This window comes from Streptomyces sp. NPDC002835, assembly GCF_053591995.1.
In genome coordinates this window covers 119,661-136,955 of the sequence record NZ_JBSFUW010000001.1, presented here as the reverse complement: position 1 = coordinate 136,955, position 17,295 = coordinate 119,661, and the positions used below count along the sequence as shown (strand labels likewise).

Sequence of the window (17,295 nt, the reverse complement as noted above, 5' to 3'; positions counted from 1 at the left end):
GCAGTAATCCATGGCGGGACAGCCTCCGTTTCTGTGTATTCTCGGTGCGTCCAGGGGAGGGGGGAAGCTCCCCAAGAGCTGTTCTGACATGGGGAGATGACGCAATGCGTACCCGTATCCGCCGTAGTGCCGCCGCCGTTCTGACCGCTTCCGCTCTGTGCCTCGCGGGCACCGCCTGCGGCGCGGAGGACGACAAGAAGCCGAGCGCCTCCGAGAGCGGCGACGCCAAGGGCTCGGCGAGCGACAGGCCCGCCGAGGAGAGCAAGCCCGTCGAGCCGCTGACGGCGGACCAGATGAAGGCGTCCCTGCTCGAAGTCGGCGACCTGCCCTCCGGGTGGACCGCCGACAAGGTGCCGGCCTCCGGCGACGCGGCGCCCAAGTCCGACAAGGCCGAGTGCCAGCCCCTCGCCGACCTGATGGGTGAAGAGGTCAAGGGCGCGACCAAGGGCGGCGAAGCCGACTTCAAGGGGGCGGGCGGCAAGACCCAGCTGAGCCAGCAGGTCTTCACGTTCCCCGGCACGGGCGCGGCCGACTACGTCAAGGCGATCGACACGGCGCTCGCCGCCTGCACCACCGTCCCCTTCGACATGGAGGGCACGAAGGTCCCGGTCAAGATCGCGCGCGTCGACGCCCCGAAGGCGGCGGAGGCCTCCCAGGCGTTCACGATGTCCTTCGAGTTCGCGCCCGGCATCGAGATCACGGCGAACCTGCTCGTCGCGCACCAGGGCGCGGGAGCCACCCGCGTCGCGTTCATGAACGACGGCGGCGCCGAGGCGCAGAAGAACTTCGGCGAGCTGGTCACGGTGGTCGGCGACAAGCTCGTCAAGGGCGCCCAGGGCTGACGCCGGTGCGGACTCGGGGCCGATCTATGCTCGTGGCATGACGCAGAGTTCCGACCTCGGCCCCGAGGACCGCAAGATCATCACGCTGGCGCGCAGCGCCCGGGCCCGTAACGGCGTGCCCGAGGGCGCGGCCGTGCGCGACGAGACCGGCCGCACCTATGTCGCCGGCACGGTGGCCCTGGACTCGCTGAAGCTCAGCGCGCTGCAGACCGCCGTCGCCATGGCGGTCGCCAGCGGCGCCACGTCGCTGGAGGCGGCGGCCGTCGTCTCCGAGGCGGACGCCGCCTCCGACGACGACCGCGCGGCGGTACGGGACCTGGGCGGAGCGGGGACGCCGGTGCTGCTCGCGGGCCCCGACGGGGAGTTGAAGGCCGCGGTCACCGCGGGCTGACGCGGGGCGCGGCCGGTGTTTCCCACGGCCGCCGGACCGCATGGGACGGAGCCCCGGAAGCCCCTCGGGGGCGCCCGGCGCGGGCGCGCGTGACCGAGCGCCCCCGGCATCAGGGAGAATGGGCGCCATGAGCGCTCGTACCCAGTCTTCCGAAGCCCCCCATCGGGCCGGCTTCGCCTGCTTCGTCGGCCGTCCCAACGCGGGCAAGTCCACCCTCACGAACGCTCTGGTCGGCCAGAAGGTGGCGATCACCTCCAACCGGCCGCAGACCACCCGGCACACCGTGCGCGGCATCGTGCACCGTCCGGAGGCGCAGCTGATCCTGGTCGACACCCCGGGGCTGCACAAGCCGCGCACCCTGCTCGGCGAGCGGCTGAACGACGTGGTGCGCACCACCTGGGCCGAGGTCGACGTGATCGGCTTCTGCCTGCCGGCCGACCAGAAGCTCGGCCCCGGCGACCGCTTCATCGCCAAGGAGCTCGCCGGCATCAAGAAGACTCCCAAGGTCGCGATCGTCACCAAGACCGACCTGGTCGACTCCAAGACGCTCGCCGAGCAGCTCATCGCGATCGACGCGCTGGGCAGGGAGCTCGGCCTCGAGTGGACCGAGATCGTGCCGGTCTCCGCCGTGGGCGACAAGCAGGTGAAGCTGGTCGCCGACCTCCTGATTCCGCTGCTCCCGGAGAGCCCCCCGCTCTACCCGGAGGGCGACCTCACGGACGAGCCCGAGCAGGTGATGGTCGCCGAGCTGATCCGCGAGGCCGCGCTGGAGGGCGTGCGGGACGAGTTGCCGCACTCGATCGCGGTGGTCGTCGAGGAGATGCTGCCGCGCGAGGACCGCCCCGCGGACCGCCCGCTGCTGGACATCCACGCCAACGTCTACATCGAGCGCCCCAGCCAGAAGGGCATCATCATCGGCCCGAAGGGCAAGCGCCTGAAGGAGGTCGGCATCAAGTCCCGCAAGCACATCGAGGCGCTGCTGGGCACGCCGGTCTTCCTGGACCTGCATGTGAAGGTCGCGAAGGACTGGCAGCGCGACCCGAAGCAGCTCCGGAAGCTGGGCTTCTGAGCCGGGCGCGGGAAACCGCCCGCGGCACCGGCTCAGGGCCCTTCTTCTCAGGACCCTTCTTTGAGCACCAGCGAGATCAGATGCCGCTGTGCCTCGGTCAGCCGGGGATCGGAGCAGTAGACCGTCCGCCCGTCGACCGTGAGCTGGTAGCTGAACCCGTCGGGGACTCCGATGGGCGGGGTGTCCCGGCCCTCTGTCATCGCCTGTTCGGCCAGGGCGTGCATCTCGTCGGCGTCGGCCCGCTCCGAGGTGTCCACCTCGGCGTGACGCTCGATGCCGGCGAAGCCGCCCGTACGCCTTACCTGGATACGCATGGTTCCCGTTCTAGTACGGAACGGGGCCGGGCGACAGCCGGGCCGCCCGGCCCCGGTGCTCATTCGGACGTCTTGACGCCGACCTGCGACCACGCCTTGAGGACGGCCTCCAGCTCCTCGCCGTCGCCGTAGCGGGCCTTCGCGGCGGCGGCGGTCAGACGGGCGAAGCTGCCGAAGTCGGCGTCCACCGTCAGCTCGCCGCCGGTGAGCACGTCGAACCAGATCTGTCCGGCCCGCTCCCAGGCGCGTCCGTCGAGCCGGGTGGCGAGCAGATAGAAGGCGTGGTTGGGGATGCCGGAGTTGATGTGGACGCCGCCGTTGTCGCGGCCGGTGCGGACGTAGTCCGCCATCGTCGCGGGCTGCGGGTCCTTGCCCAGCATGTCGTCGTCGTACGCGGTCCCCGGCGCCTTCATCGAGCGCAGCGCGGACCCGGTGACCCGGGGCGTGAGCAGGCCGGCGCCGATCAGCCAGTCGGCCTCGTCGGCGCTCTGGCCCAGCGTCCGCTGCTTGACCAGCGAGCCGAGCACGTCGGAGACCGACTCGTTGAGGGCGCCGGGCTGGCCGAAGTAGCTCAGATTGGCCGTGTACTGCGTCAGGCCGTGCGCCAGCTCGTGGGCGATGACGTCGACCGCGACGGTGAAGTCGAGGAACACCTCGCCGTCGCCGTCGCCGAACACCATCTGCTCGCCGTTCCAGAAGGCGTTCCCGTACTGCTCGTCGTAGTGGACCGTCGCGTCCAGCGGCAGGCCGGCACCGTCGACGGAGTCGCGCCCGTACGCGGTCAGCAGTTCGAAGGTGGCGCCGAGGCCCGCGTACGCGCGGTTGACGGTGGCGTCCCTGACGGCCTCGTCACCCTCGCCGCGTACCCGGGCGCCGGGCAGCGCGGTGCCGTTGTGCGCGTCGTACACGGTGCGGCGCGGGCCGTCGGCCGGGGCGGCGACCGGGCGGGCGGCAGCGCCGACCACGGTGGTCAGCCGGCGCCCGGTGCGGTGCGCGGCGTCGGCCTGGAGGGTGCGCCGGGCGGGGCCGGAGAGGGCGGGGTCGTCGGCGCGGGCGAGCTTGTCGAGGATGTGCGGCGGCACGATGCCGCAGAAGACCGGGGTGCGAATGTCCATGGAGGGCAATGTCGCAGCCGGTGACGACTGTGTCACGGAAAGCGAGCACGGTTGATGAAATAGAGTGATAGGGCATATTTCACGGTTACTGACCGGTCGTCCCGCATACTGAAACAGGCCCCATGCACCCGTCGAAGCTCGGCTAGTCTTCTTCGCATCATGCGTTTCGGGCTGCTTCTCCTTAGCTGCCGCGGCGAGGGCCTGTAGTCGATAGGCCGACCCCCTCCCCGCGGAGTCTGGTGCTGCTTCGACCCAGTCGGCCCCCTTCCCGCAGGATCAGAGGAGCCCAACGTCATGTCACAGTCGCAGTGGATCGGCCGTCCCACCCCGATCACGAACACGACGCACCTGCAGAAGCCGTCCGGGATGCCGATCCACAAGTACGGCCGGTACGAGGCCGTCGAGATCCCCGACCGGACCTGGCCCGAGCGGCGGATCACCAGGGCCCCGCGGTGGCTGTCCACCGACCTGCGGGACGGCAACCAGGCGCTGATCGACCCCATGAGCCCCGCGCGCAAGCGGGAGATGTTCGACCTGCTGGTACGCATGGGGTACAAGGAGATCGAGGTCGGCTTCCCGTCCTCCGGCGAGACCGACTTCAACTTCGTGCGCTCCATCATCGAAGAGGGCGCGATCCCCGAGGACGTCACCATCTCGGTGCTGACCCAGGCCCGCGAGGACCTGATCGAGCGGACCGTCGAGTCCCTGGTCGGCGCCCGGCGCGCCACGGTCCATCTCTACAACGCCACCGCGCCCACCTTCCGCCGCGTCGTCTTCCGCGGCTCGAAGGACGACATCAAGCAGATCGCGGTCGACGGCACCCGGCTGGTGATGGAGTACGCGGAGAAGCTGCTGGGCGACGAGACCGCCTTCGGCTACCAGTACAGCCCGGAGATCTTCACCGACACCGAGCTGGACTTCGCCCTGGAGGTCTGCGAGGCGGTCTGCGACGTGTGGCAGCCCGGCCCCGGCCGCGAGATCATCCTCAACCTGCCGGCCACCGTGGAGCGTTCGACGCCGTCCACGCACGCCGACCGCTTCGAGTGGATGTCGCGGAACCTGACCCGCCGCGAGCACGTCTGCCTGTCCGTCCACCCGCACAACGACCGCGGCACCGCCGTCGCCGCCGCCGAGCTGGCGATCATGGCGGGGGCCGACCGGATCGAGGGCTGCCTGTTCGGACAGGGCGAGCGCACCGGCAACGTCGACCTGGTCACCCTGGGGATGAACCTGTTCTCCCAGGGTGTCGACCCGCAGATCGACTTCTCGCAGATCGACGAGATCCGCCGCACCAGCGAGTACTGCAACCAGATGGAGGTCCACCCGCGCCACCCCTACGCGGGCGACCTGGTCTACACCGCCTTCTCCGGCTCCCACCAGGACGCCATCAAGAAGGGCTTCGACGCGATGGAGGCCGACGCGGCCGCCGCCGGCAAGAGCGTGGACGACATCGAGTGGGCCGTGCCGTACCTGCCCATCGACCCGAAGGACGTCGGCCGCTCCTACGAGGCCGTCATCCGCGTCAACTCGCAGTCCGGCAAGGGCGGTATCGCCTACGTCCTGAAGAACGACCACAAGCTGGACCTGCCGCGCCGGATGCAGATCGAGTTCTCCAGGATCATCCAGGCCAAGACCGACACCGAGGGCGGCGAGGTCACCCCCGCCGCGATCTGGTCCGTCTTCCAGGACGAGTACCTGCCGAACCCGGACAACCCGTGGGGCCGCATCCAGATCCTCTCCGGGCAGACCACCACCGACAAGGACGGCGTGGACACGCTGACCGTCGAGGCGGTCGTCGACGGTGCGGAGACCGTGCTGACCGGCTCCGGAAACGGTCCGATCTCCGCGTTCTTCGACGCGCTGAACGGCATCGGCGTCGACGTACGCCTGCTGGACTACCAGGAGCACACGATGAGCGAGGGCGCGTCCGCGCAGGCCGCCTCGTACATCGAGTGCGCGATCGACGGACAGGTGCTGTGGGGCATCGGCATCGACGCCAACACCACGCGCGCCTCCCTGAAGGCGGTCGTCTCGGCCGTCAACCGCGCGGCCCGCTGACACCCCCGCACTCCCGTGCCCGACGCCGGGCCTGCTCGATCGTGAGCGGGTCCGGCGTTTTGCGGTGCTGTGCACGCAGTTGTGCCGGGGGCCGGAATCGGCCATGTGGATGCGCACGTCCTCCGGGGTGCTGACGCGACATCCTCCCTGTGGCTAACATCACGTCAACGCGGCAGCGCTGCCGCAGCGTGATGGAGGTGCGACGTGCTGCCAGCCCAAGGAAGGTCCGTCCGAAAACTGCGGGTATGCGGCATTCACACGTCGTGGAACACCGTCGGCGACGGCGAGTTCTTCTGCCCCGGCTGCGGAGGCGACCGCAACTACCGCCGCCGGACCGGCCGCCGCCGCTTCGCGGTCCTCGGTGTGCCCCTGCTGCCGCGCGGCATCGCCGGGCCCGTCGTCGAATGCGCCGCCTGCCACGGGCACTTCGGGACGGACGCCCTCGACCACCCCACCACCGGCCGCTTCTCCGCGATGCTCAGAGACGCGGTGCACACCGTCGCCCTCGCCGTCCTCGCCGCCGGCGGCACCTCCTCCCGCAGCGTCCGCGAGACCGCCGTACACACCGTGCGCGCCGCCGGGCTCGACGACTGCACCGAGGACCAGCTCACCTCCCTCATCGAGGCCCTCGCCGCCGACACCGGCCGGTACGTCACGGACGCCGGACCCTACGGCGCGGCGCTCGCCATCGAACTCCACGAGGCGCTCGAACCCCTCGCCCCGCACCTGGCCCCCGCCGGGCGCGAGTCGATCCTGCTCCAGGGCGCCCGGATCGCCCTCGCCGACGGCCCGTACACCCAGGCCGAGCGCGAGGTCCTCGCCACCGTGGGTGCGGCGCTGCAGCTGGACGAGACCGACACCACCCGCCTGATGGAGACGGCCCGCACCCCCTTCTGACCCCCTGAACGTGTCCGTACTCCCCGGGGAGTACGGACACGGACGTGCCGCCCCGCGGAGTACGGCGCATCTCGCCCTCCCGCGCGACGAAAGCGCCTCCCCGCGACGGGACGCTGGTGACGCAGCCCGCCACCACGCCCGTACGAAGGGGAGACGCCCATGGGGCCCGTACTGACCGCAAGCCGGACACCACCGTCCAAGCCACCGGCCCGGCCGGGCGCCCGGCGCGCCGTGCCATGGGCCGTCGTGGTGCTGTGGGCCGCGGTCATCGCGATCGCCCTGCCCTTCGCGGGCGGGCTCGCCGACGCCCAGCGGGACAACGTCGTCGACTACCTGCCGGCCAGCGCCGACTCCACGCAGGTCGCCAAGATCGAACAGGCCCTCCCCGGCGGCGAGTCGACCGAACTGGTCGTCGTCTACCACCGGGACGGCGGGCTCACCGCCGCCGACCGCTCCCACGCGCAGCAGCAGATCGACCGGATCACCGGCGCCCACCCGTTCGACGGCCAGGCGCCGCAGGGCGTCCCGTCCGAGGACGGCACCACCCTGATGTACCCGATGTCGACCACCGCGCCCGGTACCGACAACGACGCGCGCACCGCCCTGGTCGACGACGTGCGCGAACGGCTTGCCGCCGCCCCCGTCGACGGGCTCGACGCCGAACTCGGCGGCCCCGGCGCGCTGATGACCGACATGGAGAAGGTCTTCGAGACCATCGACGGCACGCTCATGCTGGCCACCGTGCTCGTCGTCGCCGTGCTGCTGATCCTCACCTACCGCAGCCCGTTCCTGTGGCTCGTGCCGCTCACCGTCGTCGGCGCCGCCGCCGTCGCCTCGCAGGCACTCGTCTACGGACTCATCAAGGGCTTCGACCTGACCGTCACCAGCCAGAGCGCCGCCATCATGACCGTCCTCGTCTTCGGCGCGGGCACCGACTACGCCCTGCTGCTCGTCGCCCGCTACCGGGAGGAACTGCGGCGCATCGAGCGGCCCTACGACGCGATGCTCGCCGCCCTGCGCGGATGCGGCCCGGCCGTCCTCGCCTCCTCCGGCACGGTCGCGGCGGGCCTGCTGTGCCTGCTTGCCGCCGACCTCAACAGCGCCAGCGGCCTGGGACCGGTCGGCGCCGTCGGTGTCGTGTGCGCGATGGCCGCCATGCTGACCCTGCTGCCCGCCGTACTCGTCCTGCTCGGGCGCCGCGTGTTCTGGCCGCTGGTCCCGGCGTACCGAACCGAGCCCAGGAAGCGCCGCTCCCTGTTCGCCGCGATGGGCAGCTCCGCCGGCCGGCGCCCGGGCACCGTCCTCGCCTCGGGCCTGCTGCTGCTGGGCGCGCTTGCCCTCGGCGCGTTCAACATGCCAGGGAACCTCGCGCAGGAGGACAGCTTCACCGAACAGCCCGAGTCCGTGGCCGCGATGAAGACCCTCGCGGACGCCTACCCCGGGCAGAGCAGCCAGCCGATCACCGTCGTCGCCCCCTCCGACCGTGCCGCCGAGGCCCTGGCCGCGGCCCAGAGCACCGAAGGGGTCGCCGCCGCCCGGGCCGGCCGCTCCGGCGGCGGCTGGACGGAGATCACCGTCTTCGCCAAGGACGCGCCGGAGACGCCGGGCGAGACCGCCACGATCAAGGCCCTGCGGGCCGGCCTCGACGGCAGCCACGTCGGCGGGCCGAGCGCCCAGCAGCTCGACCTCGCCTCCACCAGCGCGAGCGACCAGAGGGTCGTGATCCCGCTCGTGCTCGCCGCGGTGCTGCTCATCCTGATCGCGCTGCTCCGCAGCCTCGTCGCGCCGCTGATGCTCACCGCGGCGGTCGTCGCGGTGTGGGGAGCGGTCATGGGGCTCGGCGGACTCCTCTTCGAACCGGTCTTCGGCTTCGACGGGCTCGACCCGAGCACGCCACTGCTGTCGTTCGTCTTCCTCGTCGCACTCGGCGTCGACTACGGCATCTTCCTGATGCACCGGATGCGAGAGGAGTCACTCGCGGGCGCGGAACCGCGCACCGCGGCGCTGACCGCGCTGCGCACCACGGGCGGCGTGATCGCCTCTGCCGGGATCGTGCTCGCCGCGACGTTCACCGTCCTGATGAACCTGCCGCTGGTCCCGCTCTTCGAGATGGGCTTCCTGGTGGCGGTGGGGGTGCTGCTGGACACGTTCCTGGTGCGGACGTATCTGGTGACGTCGGCGAGTCTGCTGCTGGGACGGTGGGTGTGGTGGCCGGGCCGCCTGAGCCGTCGCGACGCGTAGTCCGGGGGCGGCGGGGCGGTGTTGGCCGGTCTTGTCGGGGCGCTGCCCCGAGCCCCGCGCCTCAATCTCCCCTACGGCCTGGCGGCCGGCGTTTGAGGCCACCGCGCGGAGCGCGGTACCGGGCCCGGGCGAAGCCCGGCCCGCCCACCCAGCGGGCACGGGGGCCGGGGCTTGCCCCCCACGCGGCGGAGCCGCACATCCGGTACAGCGGGAAGGGGCGGGGTGGGGGAGACACAACAGCTGACCGAGGATGGACCCGTGCCGCACACACCCACGCCCACCCCCACCCGCCCCCGCCTCGGCGAGCGCGTGTTGAACGCGATCAGCCGCGACCCCGTCACCGTCCCCCACCGCACCCGCAACGACGCCTTCATCGCCGCCGCCTTCGGCGCGCTGTCCGTCGCGCTCGCGCTGCTCGTGGACGACGGCCGCCGGCCCGACGCGCTCGGGTGGGTGCTGCTCGCCGGGAGCGTCGTGCCGCTGGTGTGGCGGCGGGCGCACCCCGGGCCCGTGCTCGTCGCCGTGCTGGCCTTCGTCGGGCCGTACCACGCGCTCGACAACACGCACGCCGCGCCCGTACCGGCGTCCCTGCTCGCGCTCTACACCGTGGCGGTCACCGCGCGGCCCCTGCACACCTTCTTCGTCGGGTGTCTCGTCATCGGTGTCACCCTCACGATCATGTTCAACGTCGGCACCCACGAGGGCCTGGAGTCGCTGCGCACGTCCGGCTGGATCCTCGCGGTGCTGGTGTGCGGCGTGGACGTGAGGATCTACCGCCGCTACATCGCCTCCGTAGTCGGCCGGGCCGAACGGGCCGAGCGCACCCGTGAGGAGGAGGCGGCCCGCCGGGTCGCGGAGGAGCGGCTGCGGATCGCCCGCGATCTGCACGACCTCCTCGCGCACTCCATCACGCTCATCGGCGTTCAGACGTCCGTCGCCTCCCATGTCCTGACCGTCGACCCGGACCGCCTCGACCGCGCTTCGATCGCCAAGGCGCTGGACGACATCGCGGAGACGTGCCGTACCGCCCGCGGTGAACTGCGCACCACGCTCGAGGTGTTGCGTGCCGACGGCCCCGACTGCGACGGTCCGCTGCCGGACCTGGCCGCGCTGCCCGGTCTCGTGCGGACGGCGGGGGCGGAGTTGACGCTGAGCACCGGGGACGCGCCGATGCCGCCGGCGGTGGAGGCGGCCGCGTACCGGATCGTGCAGGAGTCGCTGACGAACGCGGTGCGGCACGGTGGCGCCGGGGTACGTGTCACGGTGACGGTGGTCCGGGACGGGGACGCGCTCCGGGTGGAGGTCACCGACGACGGGGAGGCGGCGAAGCCGGTTCCCGGCCAGGGCGGCGGCTTCGGCATCATCGGGATGCGGGAGCGGGCGCGCAGCGTCGGCGGCACCCTCTTCGCGGGGCCGCGGGTGCACGGCCCCGGTTTCGAAGTCGCCGCCACCTTGCCCCTGCTGCCTTCGGAGGCCGCCGTATGAATGCCGTGAACCCGATCCGCGTGCTGCTCGCGGACGACCAGACCCTCGTACGGGCCGCGTTCGCGATGCTGGTGGAGTCGGCCCGCGACATGGAGGTCGTCGGCCAGGCCGGCACGGGCGTCGAGGCGGTCGAACTGGCCCGCAGCGAGCGGGCGGACCTCGTCGTCATGGACATCCGGATGCCCGAGCTCGACGGCATCGAGGCCACCCGCCTGATCGCCGCGGAAGACGACCTGGCGGGCGTCAAGGTCCTCGTCCTGACCACGTACGACACGGACGAGCACATCCTTCAGGCACTGCGGGCGGGCGCGTCGGGGTTTCTGGTGAAGGACACCAGGCCGGCCGATCTGCTGGCGGCGATCCGCACGGTCGCGGCCGGCGAGTCCCTGCTGTCGCCGGGGCCGACGTCCCGGCTGATCGCCCGCGTCCTGAGCGCACCGCGGATGCCGGAGGCGGGCGGCCCGGACGGTCTCACGGTCCGCGAACGCCAGGTCCTGGCTCTGGTGGCCCGCGGCCTGAACAACACGGAGATCGCCGAGTCGCTTGGCCTGAGCCCCCTGACGGCCAAGACCCATGTGAGCCGCATCATGAGCAAACTCGGCGCCCGCGACCGGGCCCAACTGGTCATCGTCGCCTACGAGTCGGGGCTGGTGACGCCGGGAACGGGGTGAGCGGGCGCCGGCCGGTTCAGGGCGCGATGTTGTGGTTGATCCGGAACAGGTTCTCCGGGTCGTACCGGCGCTTGACCGTCCGCAGCCGGTCGTAGTTCTGCCGGTAGTTGGCGCGCACCCGGTCCTGGTCGTCGGTGTCCATGAAGTTGATGTAACCGGCCTCCTCGGTGTGCGGGCGCAGCGCCCTGTCGTACGCACGGGTCCAGGCGACGTTGTGCTCGGTGTCGGCCGGATCGGGGTAACTGGCCCCGAAGGCATGGGAGAACGCGGCGTCACGGTAGGCGAAGGCAGTGTCCTGCGCGCCGACGCGATGGCATGCGCCGTCGATCGGGAAGAGCACGGTGTCGCTCTCCATCGACGGGATCGTCTCGCCGTACGTCATATGGACGTCGATGGCGCCGTCGTTCAGGTCGCGGCTGAAGTTGCCCTTCCAGTAGTGGTGGAGACCGGGCGGCAGGTCCTCGTCGAACAGGGTGTTGATCACCGGGTACGGGATGCGGTCGAGGAACTGGCCGACGACCGGGCCGAGTTCGGCGAGGCGGCCGCGGATGGTGTCGTCCTCCTCCGGCGGACCGCTGAAGCACGTGACCACACCGCACACGGGGCGGCCGTGCCACCGTTCCGGCAGGAACGGGACCTGCGGCCCGAGGATCACGGCGAAGAGCGAGTTGAACTCCTCGGGGGCGTCGGCGATCATGTCCCGCCAGCGGCGCGCCACGTCGCCGTCGAGCGGATAGAGCGTGGGGCCGCCGAGGACGACGTCCACCGGGTGCAGCCGGTACTGGAACGACGTGACGACGCCGAAGTTGCCGCCTCCGCCGCGCAGCGCCCAGAACAGGTCGGGGTGGTGCGCGGCGTCGCAGGTGACGAGGGCCCCTTCGGCGGTGACGACATCGGCGGAGACGAGGTTGTCGCAGCTCAGGCCGTAGCGGCGGGCGAGGTGGCCCATGCCGCCGCCGAGGGTCAGTCCGGCGATCCCCGTGGTGGAGACGACTCCGCCGGTGGTGGCGAGGCCGAAGGCGTGCGTGGCGTGGTCGAAGTCGCCCCAGGTGCAGCCGCCTTCGGCGCGGGCGGTACGGGTGACGGGGTCGACGCGGACCGCGCGCATCCGGGACAGGTCGACGACGAGTCCGCCGTCGCACGTGCCGTGGCCGGCGACCGCGTGGCTGCCGCCGCGGACGGCGAGCGGCAGGGCGTGGTCGCGGGCGAAGTGCACGGCGGCGATCACGTCGGCGGCGTCGACGGGGCGTACGACGACGGCCGGGTGGCGGTCGTGGGCGGCGTTGTAGACGCGGCGGGCCTGGTCGTAGGCGGGGTCGCCCGGCTCGATGACATCGCCGCGCACGGCGGCGTGCAGGGGCTCCAGGGCCAGGTCGGCCGGTTCGGTCGAGGGGGTGGTCAGCGCGGTCATGACGGCACCGGCTTTCGGGGTGGACGTGTGCGTTCCCATGGCCCGGGACGTGTCCGCGGGGCTCATGAGCCGATGAGTCCGTTGTAGGCCGCGGGGACCGGTCCGGGCATCGCCCGGACCGTCCACTTGTCGTAAGGGGCCGGTATGGGCAGAACGGCCCATACGGCGCGGGGAATCAGCCGGCCAGGCCGTGAGCGCAGGCGTAGGCGGTGGCGGCGGCGCGGGAGGTCACGTCCAGCTTGGCGTAGATGTTGTTCAGATGACGCGCGACGGTGTGCTCGCTGATCACCAGTTCCCGGGCGATGTCCCGGTTGGTGCCGCCCGCGGCGACCAGCCGCAGCACCTCCGCCTCCCGCCGGGTGAGACCGCCGGGCAGGCCCCGCGGCCGTTCGCTGAGCAGGGCCGCCGCACGACGGGCGTCGGGGAGCGCGCCCAGTTGCTCGAACGTGCTCCGCGCGGCCCGCAGTTCCAGGCGCGCGGCCTCGCTGTCGCCGGCCGCCCGGCAGGCGGCGGCCAGCAGCATGCGCACCTGCGCGGCCTCGTACGGGATGCGCATCCCCAGCCAGCCCGCCAGGGCGCGGCGCAGCGGCCGCAGCGCCGCGTCGGGGTCGTCGGGGCCCTCGGGGCGGCCCTGGGCGAGGGCGAGCGAGCCCTGCGCCGTGTCGGCCATGGCCCGCAGCAGGGTCGCGGTGGGCGGTCGGGGGCCGGTGGCGGCGAGCGTCTCCAGCTCCTTCACGGCGGTGGCGGCGCTGTCCACGTCACCGACGGCGAGCGACACCTCCGTCTGCGCGGCGAGCAGCCGCGCCCGTCCGAGCAGGTCGGCCGGCGCCTCGCCCTGGCAGGCGAGCGCCGGCCGCAGCCCGGTCACGGCCGCCTCCGCCTTCCCCTGCGCCAGGCGCAGCAGGGCGAGACCGGGCTGCGGCGTGAGGCCCAGTTCGTGGGCGCGGGCGTACGAGGCGGCGGCGTCGTCGAGGCGGCCCCGGCGGCGCTGGATCTCCCCGGCCTCGTAGTGGGCGGCGGCGGCGGCCTCGAGACAGTCGGGCATGACCTCCTGGCAGACCCGCTCGGCCTCCGCGGCGGCCAGCGGCCACGATCCGAGGAGGTCCAGCACCTGCACGTGGTGGATGCGGCAGAGCCCGCGGAAGGGGTTGTCCGTCAGGGTGGCGCCGTCCGCCGTACCGACGCCGCCGTCGGGGGCCGGGGCGGCGTGCCGCGACCAGGGGACGGAGCACCAGGCCATGGCGGCGTCGGTCCATTCGACGGCCCGCGCGAAGTCGGCGGCGGCCATGCAGTGGGTGAGCGCCATGCAGTAGAGCCAGCCGGTGAACATGCCGTTCAGCTCGCCCGCCGTGACCGCGCACATCGCGTCGTCCAGCAGGGCCAGCGCCTCGGCCCGCCGGCCGTTCGCCAGCAGCACCGCCGCGTGCGCCTGGCGGCTCAGCGCGACGAGGTCGGGGCTGCCGGAGTCGACCGCGATGCGGTGCATCCGCCGGACGGCGGCCAGCGCCGCTTCGGGGTCGGCGGCGCTCTGCGCCTCCTCCGACTCGGTCCAGGCCAGGAAGCACTGCTCCGGGCAGTCCGGCTCGTGCTCCAGATGCAGCCGGGCCCGGTGCAGCCAGCCCGCGGCGGCGCCGGGGCGGCCCAGACTGCGGTACTCGTAGAAGAGCCACCACGCGGCGCACCCCGCCCGGCGCCGGTCACCGGCCGCCGCGTACCCGGCGTGCGCGCGCAGCCGGGCGTCGACCGACTCGTCCACGTGCCCGCTCCACCAGGCCGCGTCGGAGAGGAGGTCGAGGTCGCCGGGGGAGAGCGGGCGGGAGCCGGGTCGCCGCCGCCCGTCCGCGCGGAGTCCGTCCCGGTCGAGAGCGTGCAGCAGTACGTACGCCTCGGCCCAGGATTCCCGGGCCGCCGCGTCCCGCGCCCGCTCGACGGAGGGGGCCGACTGGACGGCCATGGCCGCTCCCTTCCCACCTCAGGATAGGAGCGGCCCGGTCACCGCCGAAAGCCCTGGCCCCGCCGCGGAAGGGCGACCGGGCGGCGACGGGGCTCGGCGGTCGCGTCGGCCTCAACCTCGCGGGACTGCACGGTCCCAGAGCCGTGACGCCGCGAATATCCGTGACCGCACGATACAAGCCAGGACGATTTGGCCGGATCGGCGTCTGTTTCCGCAAGCTTTACGCATGTCATGATCGCCGCTCAGTCGATGACCCGAGGGGGAATCTCATGATGACGTCAACGCTGAGGCGCGCTGCGGTACGGGTGGGAACCGCTGCCGGCGCCGCCACCGCGGTCCTGGCTCTGACGGCCGGAACCGCTTCGGCCGAGGTCGTGGTGCGGTGGTACCCGTACACGTCCGCCGGCGCGAAGTCGTGCAACACCGCTGCGAACGCGGCCGGCCCGGAGTACTACTGCAAGGCCCTCAAGGTGGGCAGCAGCACGTGGGTGTGGGCGCTGGCCCGACCGTGACCGCGGGCTCCGTAGCCTGAAACACCGGGGCAGCCTGAAACACCGGGGCCCGGCGGCTGTCGCCGCCGGGCCCCGGTGTCCGCCGCGTCCTCGGACTACGCGCCGCTCGCCCTGAGCATGTCCTCGCGCTCGACGATCTTCACGCGCTCGCGGCCCTGCGGCTCGCCCAGCGCCTTCTCGGCCGCGTCGAGCTCGTACCAGCCCTGCCAGGTCGTCCAGCGGACGTTCCGGTCCGCGAGGAAGGACTCCACGGCCTCCGGCTCGGGCGAGGCCGGCGTTTGGAGGCGGCCGTTCGCGTAGTCCTTCAGCAGGTTCGCGACGGTCTCGTTCGCGTCGCCCTTGGTGTGGCCGATGAGGCCCACCGGGCCGCGTCGGATCCAGCCCGTGACGTACGTGGAGTCCAGGTGCTCGCCGGACTCCTCGATCACGCGGCCGCCCTCGTCCGGGACCGTGCCCGTCGTGACGTCCCAGGGGAGTTTCGGCAGCTCGTCGGAGAGGTAGCCCACGGCCCGGTAGACGGACTGGACGTCCCAGTCCTTGAACTCGCCGGTGCCCTTCACGTTGCCCGTGCCGTCGAGCGCGGTGCGCTCGGTGCGCAGGCCGACGACCTTGCCGTCCTCGCCGAGGATCTCCGTCGGCGACTCGAAGAAGTGCAGGAACAGCTTGTGCCGGCGCTCGCCGACGTCCCGGATCGCCCAGTTCTCGAGCGTCTTCGCGACCATGTCGGCCTGCTTGTTGCCCCGGCGGGTCTCGATCGAGCCCGCGTCGTAGTCGATGTCCTCGGGGTCGACGATGACCTCGATGTTGGGGGAGTGGTCCAGTTCGCGGAGCTCCATGGGGCTGAACTTGGCCTGCGCCGGCCCGCGGCGCCCGAAGACGTGGACCTCCACGGCCTTGTTGGCCTTGAGCCCGTCGTAGACGTTCGGCGGGATCTCGGTCGGCAGCAGCTCGTCCGCCGTCTTCGCGAGGATGCGCGCCACGTCGAGCGCGACGTTGCCGACGCCGAGCACGGCGACCTTCTCGGCCTCCAGCGACCAGGTGCGCGGCCAGTCCGGGTGCCCGTCGTACCAGGAGACGAAGTCGGCCGCGCCGTACGAGCCGTCCAGCTCGACGCCCGGTATGTCGAGTGCCCGGTCGGCGGTCGCGCCGGTGGAGAAGATGACCGCGTCGTAGAAGGTGCGGAGATCGTCCAGGCTGAGGTCGTTGCCGTAGTCGACGTTGCCGAAGAGGCGGATCTGCGGCTTGTCGAGCACCTGGTGCAGGGCGGTGATGATGCCCTTGATGCGCGGGTGGTCGGGGGCGACGCCGTAACGGATCAGGCCGAAGGGCGCGGGCATACGCTCGAAGAGATCGATGGACACGCCGGGGTCGGCAGCGGCCACCTCGGACTTCAGCAGCGCATCGGCGGCGTAGATACCGGCGGGGCCGGCTCCGACGATGGCTACCCGCAAGGGGCGGGGCATGACAGGTTCCCTTCGAGCGGCGACAACTGGCTCGTCGGTAACCCTAAACAAAGGCAAGCCTAAGTCAGTACTCGGCCTGGCCCTATGACCTCATAAGGCAGGCTTATGCCCTCTCAAAGGTCTGCTTGATGGACGTCGCGGGGGACGGTGAGGGTGGCCGTCGACCGGTGGGGGCTGCCGTCGGCTCGCGCATGGCCGGAAAGTGCTCCAAGAGAGGTGGCCCGGTGGTGGGCGTTCGGCGCATCTGCCTGGAAATGCCGTCGGTTTGCGGTACCCGCGCCGAGGAATTCCCGCGCCGCCTGCCGAGGAGTTTTGGCCACGGCTCAACAGCCCTGCCCAGCTGCCCAGTTGTAGTGGACACACTCTTGATCAGCGTACCCGCGGAGCGTCTCCTTCGTAATGCGATTCGTGAAGCCGACCATGGACGGGAAATCATGTCGAGCAACGAAAAGGCACCGCGTCACCCCATGGCGCGCATGTCGGTGGGAGGAAGCCGTGAACACATTGCGCGTTGCTCTGAAACGGCCCGGGACCGCAGGCGCCGGACGGGGTCGCCGCAACGCCGACACGGTCCGCCTGATCTCTGCCGCGCTGCCCGGGGGACTGGGCGAGGCCCCATGACACAGATCCCGCCGATCGGTTCGTACGTCGTCGACACCCGCAACGGCCGCGTGGGCCGGCTCATGGGTGAGTCGGGGCCGTTCCTGTCGCTGAGACCCGTCGGCGGCGGCCGGGAGTGGGAGTGCGCCCCGGACAGCGTGCGCCCCGCGACCGCCGCCGAGCGGATCAGCGCGACGACGGCGTACGTGAACGCCCGCAGCCGGGGCGACGTCCTCTGAGCGGTGCCGGCGCGCCCCGCCGCGGGGGCGCGC

At 72.0% G+C, this 17,295-nt stretch carries 15 protein-coding genes; 10 read left to right on the top strand and 5 right to left on the bottom strand.

Going from position 1 to position 17,295, the window contains the following annotated elements:
- Nucleotides 1-104: 104 nt before the first annotated feature.
- From ACWD01_RS00660 to era, 3 genes are all read left to right on the top strand, one after another.
- Nucleotides 105-842, top strand: coding sequence for a hypothetical protein (locus tag ACWD01_RS00660; protein WP_451156618.1), 738 nt, complete (start codon nucleotides 105-107; stop codon nucleotides 840-842).
- Nucleotides 843-879: 37 nt separating this feature from the next.
- Complete coding sequence (locus ACWD01_RS00655) at nucleotides 880-1,233, top strand: cytidine deaminase (protein WP_356889971.1); 354 nt, start codon at nucleotides 880-882, stop codon at nucleotides 1,231-1,233.
- A 127-nt stretch (nucleotides 1,234-1,360) separates the two neighbouring features.
- Nucleotides 1,361-2,302 (top strand): GTPase Era, encoded by a 942-nt coding sequence (gene era / locus ACWD01_RS00650; RefSeq protein ID WP_451156616.1) that lies wholly within the window; start codon nucleotides 1,361-1,363, stop codon nucleotides 2,300-2,302.
- Nucleotides 2,303-2,349: 47 nt separating this feature from the next.
- Here the strand turns inward: era and ACWD01_RS00645 are convergent, their stop codons facing one another.
- Together ACWD01_RS00645 and ACWD01_RS00640 are read right to left on the bottom strand one after the other, a co-directional pair.
- Nucleotides 2,350-2,616 carry a protealysin inhibitor emfourin gene (locus ACWD01_RS00645; protein WP_451156614.1) on the bottom strand — a complete coding sequence of 89 codons (267 nt, stop codon included), beginning with the start codon at nucleotides 2,614-2,616 and terminating at the stop codon, nucleotides 2,350-2,352.
- 59 nt (nucleotides 2,617-2,675) lie between these two features.
- Nucleotides 2,676-3,731: a M4 family metallopeptidase gene (locus ACWD01_RS00640; protein WP_451156612.1), complete on the bottom strand. Its 1,056-nt coding sequence runs from the start codon at nucleotides 3,729-3,731 to the stop codon at nucleotides 2,676-2,678.
- Nucleotides 3,732-4,025: 294 nt separating this feature from the next.
- On the opposite strand from ACWD01_RS00640, the gene leuA reads away from it, so the two are divergent.
- The 5 genes from leuA to ACWD01_RS00615 all read left to right on the top strand — a co-directional run bounded on the left by leuA (nucleotide 4,026) and on the right by ACWD01_RS00615 (nucleotide 11,083).
- On the top strand, nucleotides 4,026-5,789 hold the full coding sequence (gene leuA / locus ACWD01_RS00635) for a 2-isopropylmalate synthase (RefSeq protein WP_451156610.1): 1,764 nt from the start codon (nucleotides 4,026-4,028) through the stop codon (nucleotides 5,787-5,789).
- A gap of 204 nt (nucleotides 5,790-5,993) precedes the next feature.
- On the top strand, nucleotides 5,994-6,686 hold the full coding sequence (locus ACWD01_RS00630) for a tellurite resistance TerB family protein (protein ID WP_451156608.1): 693 nt from the start codon (nucleotides 5,994-5,996) through the stop codon (nucleotides 6,684-6,686).
- Nucleotides 6,687-6,845: 159 nt separating this feature from the next.
- Nucleotides 6,846-8,927: an MMPL family transporter gene (locus tag ACWD01_RS00625; protein ID WP_451156606.1), complete on the top strand. Its 2,082-nt coding sequence runs from the start codon at nucleotides 6,846-6,848 to the stop codon at nucleotides 8,925-8,927.
- Nucleotides 8,928-9,185: 258 nt separating this feature from the next.
- Nucleotides 9,186-10,412 (top strand): sensor histidine kinase, encoded by a 1,227-nt coding sequence (locus ACWD01_RS00620; protein WP_451156604.1) that lies wholly within the window; start codon nucleotides 9,186-9,188, stop codon nucleotides 10,410-10,412.
- Nucleotides 10,409-11,083 (top strand): response regulator, encoded by a 675-nt coding sequence (locus tag ACWD01_RS00615; RefSeq protein ID WP_451156602.1) that lies wholly within the window; start codon nucleotides 10,409-10,411, stop codon nucleotides 11,081-11,083. The genes ACWD01_RS00620 and ACWD01_RS00615 overlap by 4 nt, the downstream gene beginning before the upstream one ends.
- Before the next feature lie 16 nt (nucleotides 11,084-11,099).
- On the opposite strand, the gene ACWD01_RS00610 is transcribed toward ACWD01_RS00615, so the two are convergent.
- Together ACWD01_RS00610 and ACWD01_RS00605 are read right to left on the bottom strand one after the other, a co-directional pair.
- Nucleotides 11,100-12,494 (bottom strand): FAD-binding oxidoreductase, encoded by a 1,395-nt coding sequence (locus ACWD01_RS00610; protein WP_451157329.1) that lies wholly within the window; start codon nucleotides 12,492-12,494, stop codon nucleotides 11,100-11,102.
- A 175-nt stretch (nucleotides 12,495-12,669) separates the two neighbouring features.
- On the bottom strand, nucleotides 12,670-14,448 hold the full coding sequence (locus tag ACWD01_RS00605) for a LuxR C-terminal-related transcriptional regulator (protein ID WP_451156600.1): 1,779 nt from the start codon (nucleotides 14,446-14,448) through the stop codon (nucleotides 12,670-12,672).
- A 269-nt stretch (nucleotides 14,449-14,717) separates the two neighbouring features.
- On the opposite strand from ACWD01_RS00605, the gene ACWD01_RS00600 reads away from it, so the two are divergent.
- Nucleotides 14,718-14,960 carry a hypothetical protein gene (locus tag ACWD01_RS00600; protein ID WP_451156598.1) on the top strand — a complete coding sequence of 81 codons (243 nt, stop codon included), beginning with the start codon at nucleotides 14,718-14,720 and terminating at the stop codon, nucleotides 14,958-14,960.
- Nucleotides 14,961-15,055: 95 nt separating this feature from the next.
- Here ACWD01_RS00600 and ACWD01_RS00595 read toward each other — a convergent pair whose 3' ends face one another.
- Nucleotides 15,056-16,423, bottom strand: a complete 1,368-nt coding sequence (locus tag ACWD01_RS00595; protein ID WP_451156596.1) for an FAD-dependent oxidoreductase — start codon at nucleotides 16,421-16,423, stop codon at nucleotides 15,056-15,058.
- Between the two features lie 617 nt (nucleotides 16,424-17,040).
- On the opposite strand from ACWD01_RS00595, the gene ACWD01_RS00590 reads away from it, so the two are divergent.
- Nucleotides 17,041-17,262, top strand: coding sequence for a hypothetical protein (locus ACWD01_RS00590; protein WP_451156594.1), 222 nt, complete (start codon nucleotides 17,041-17,043; stop codon nucleotides 17,260-17,262).
- Nucleotides 17,263-17,295: the final 33 nt, after the last annotated feature.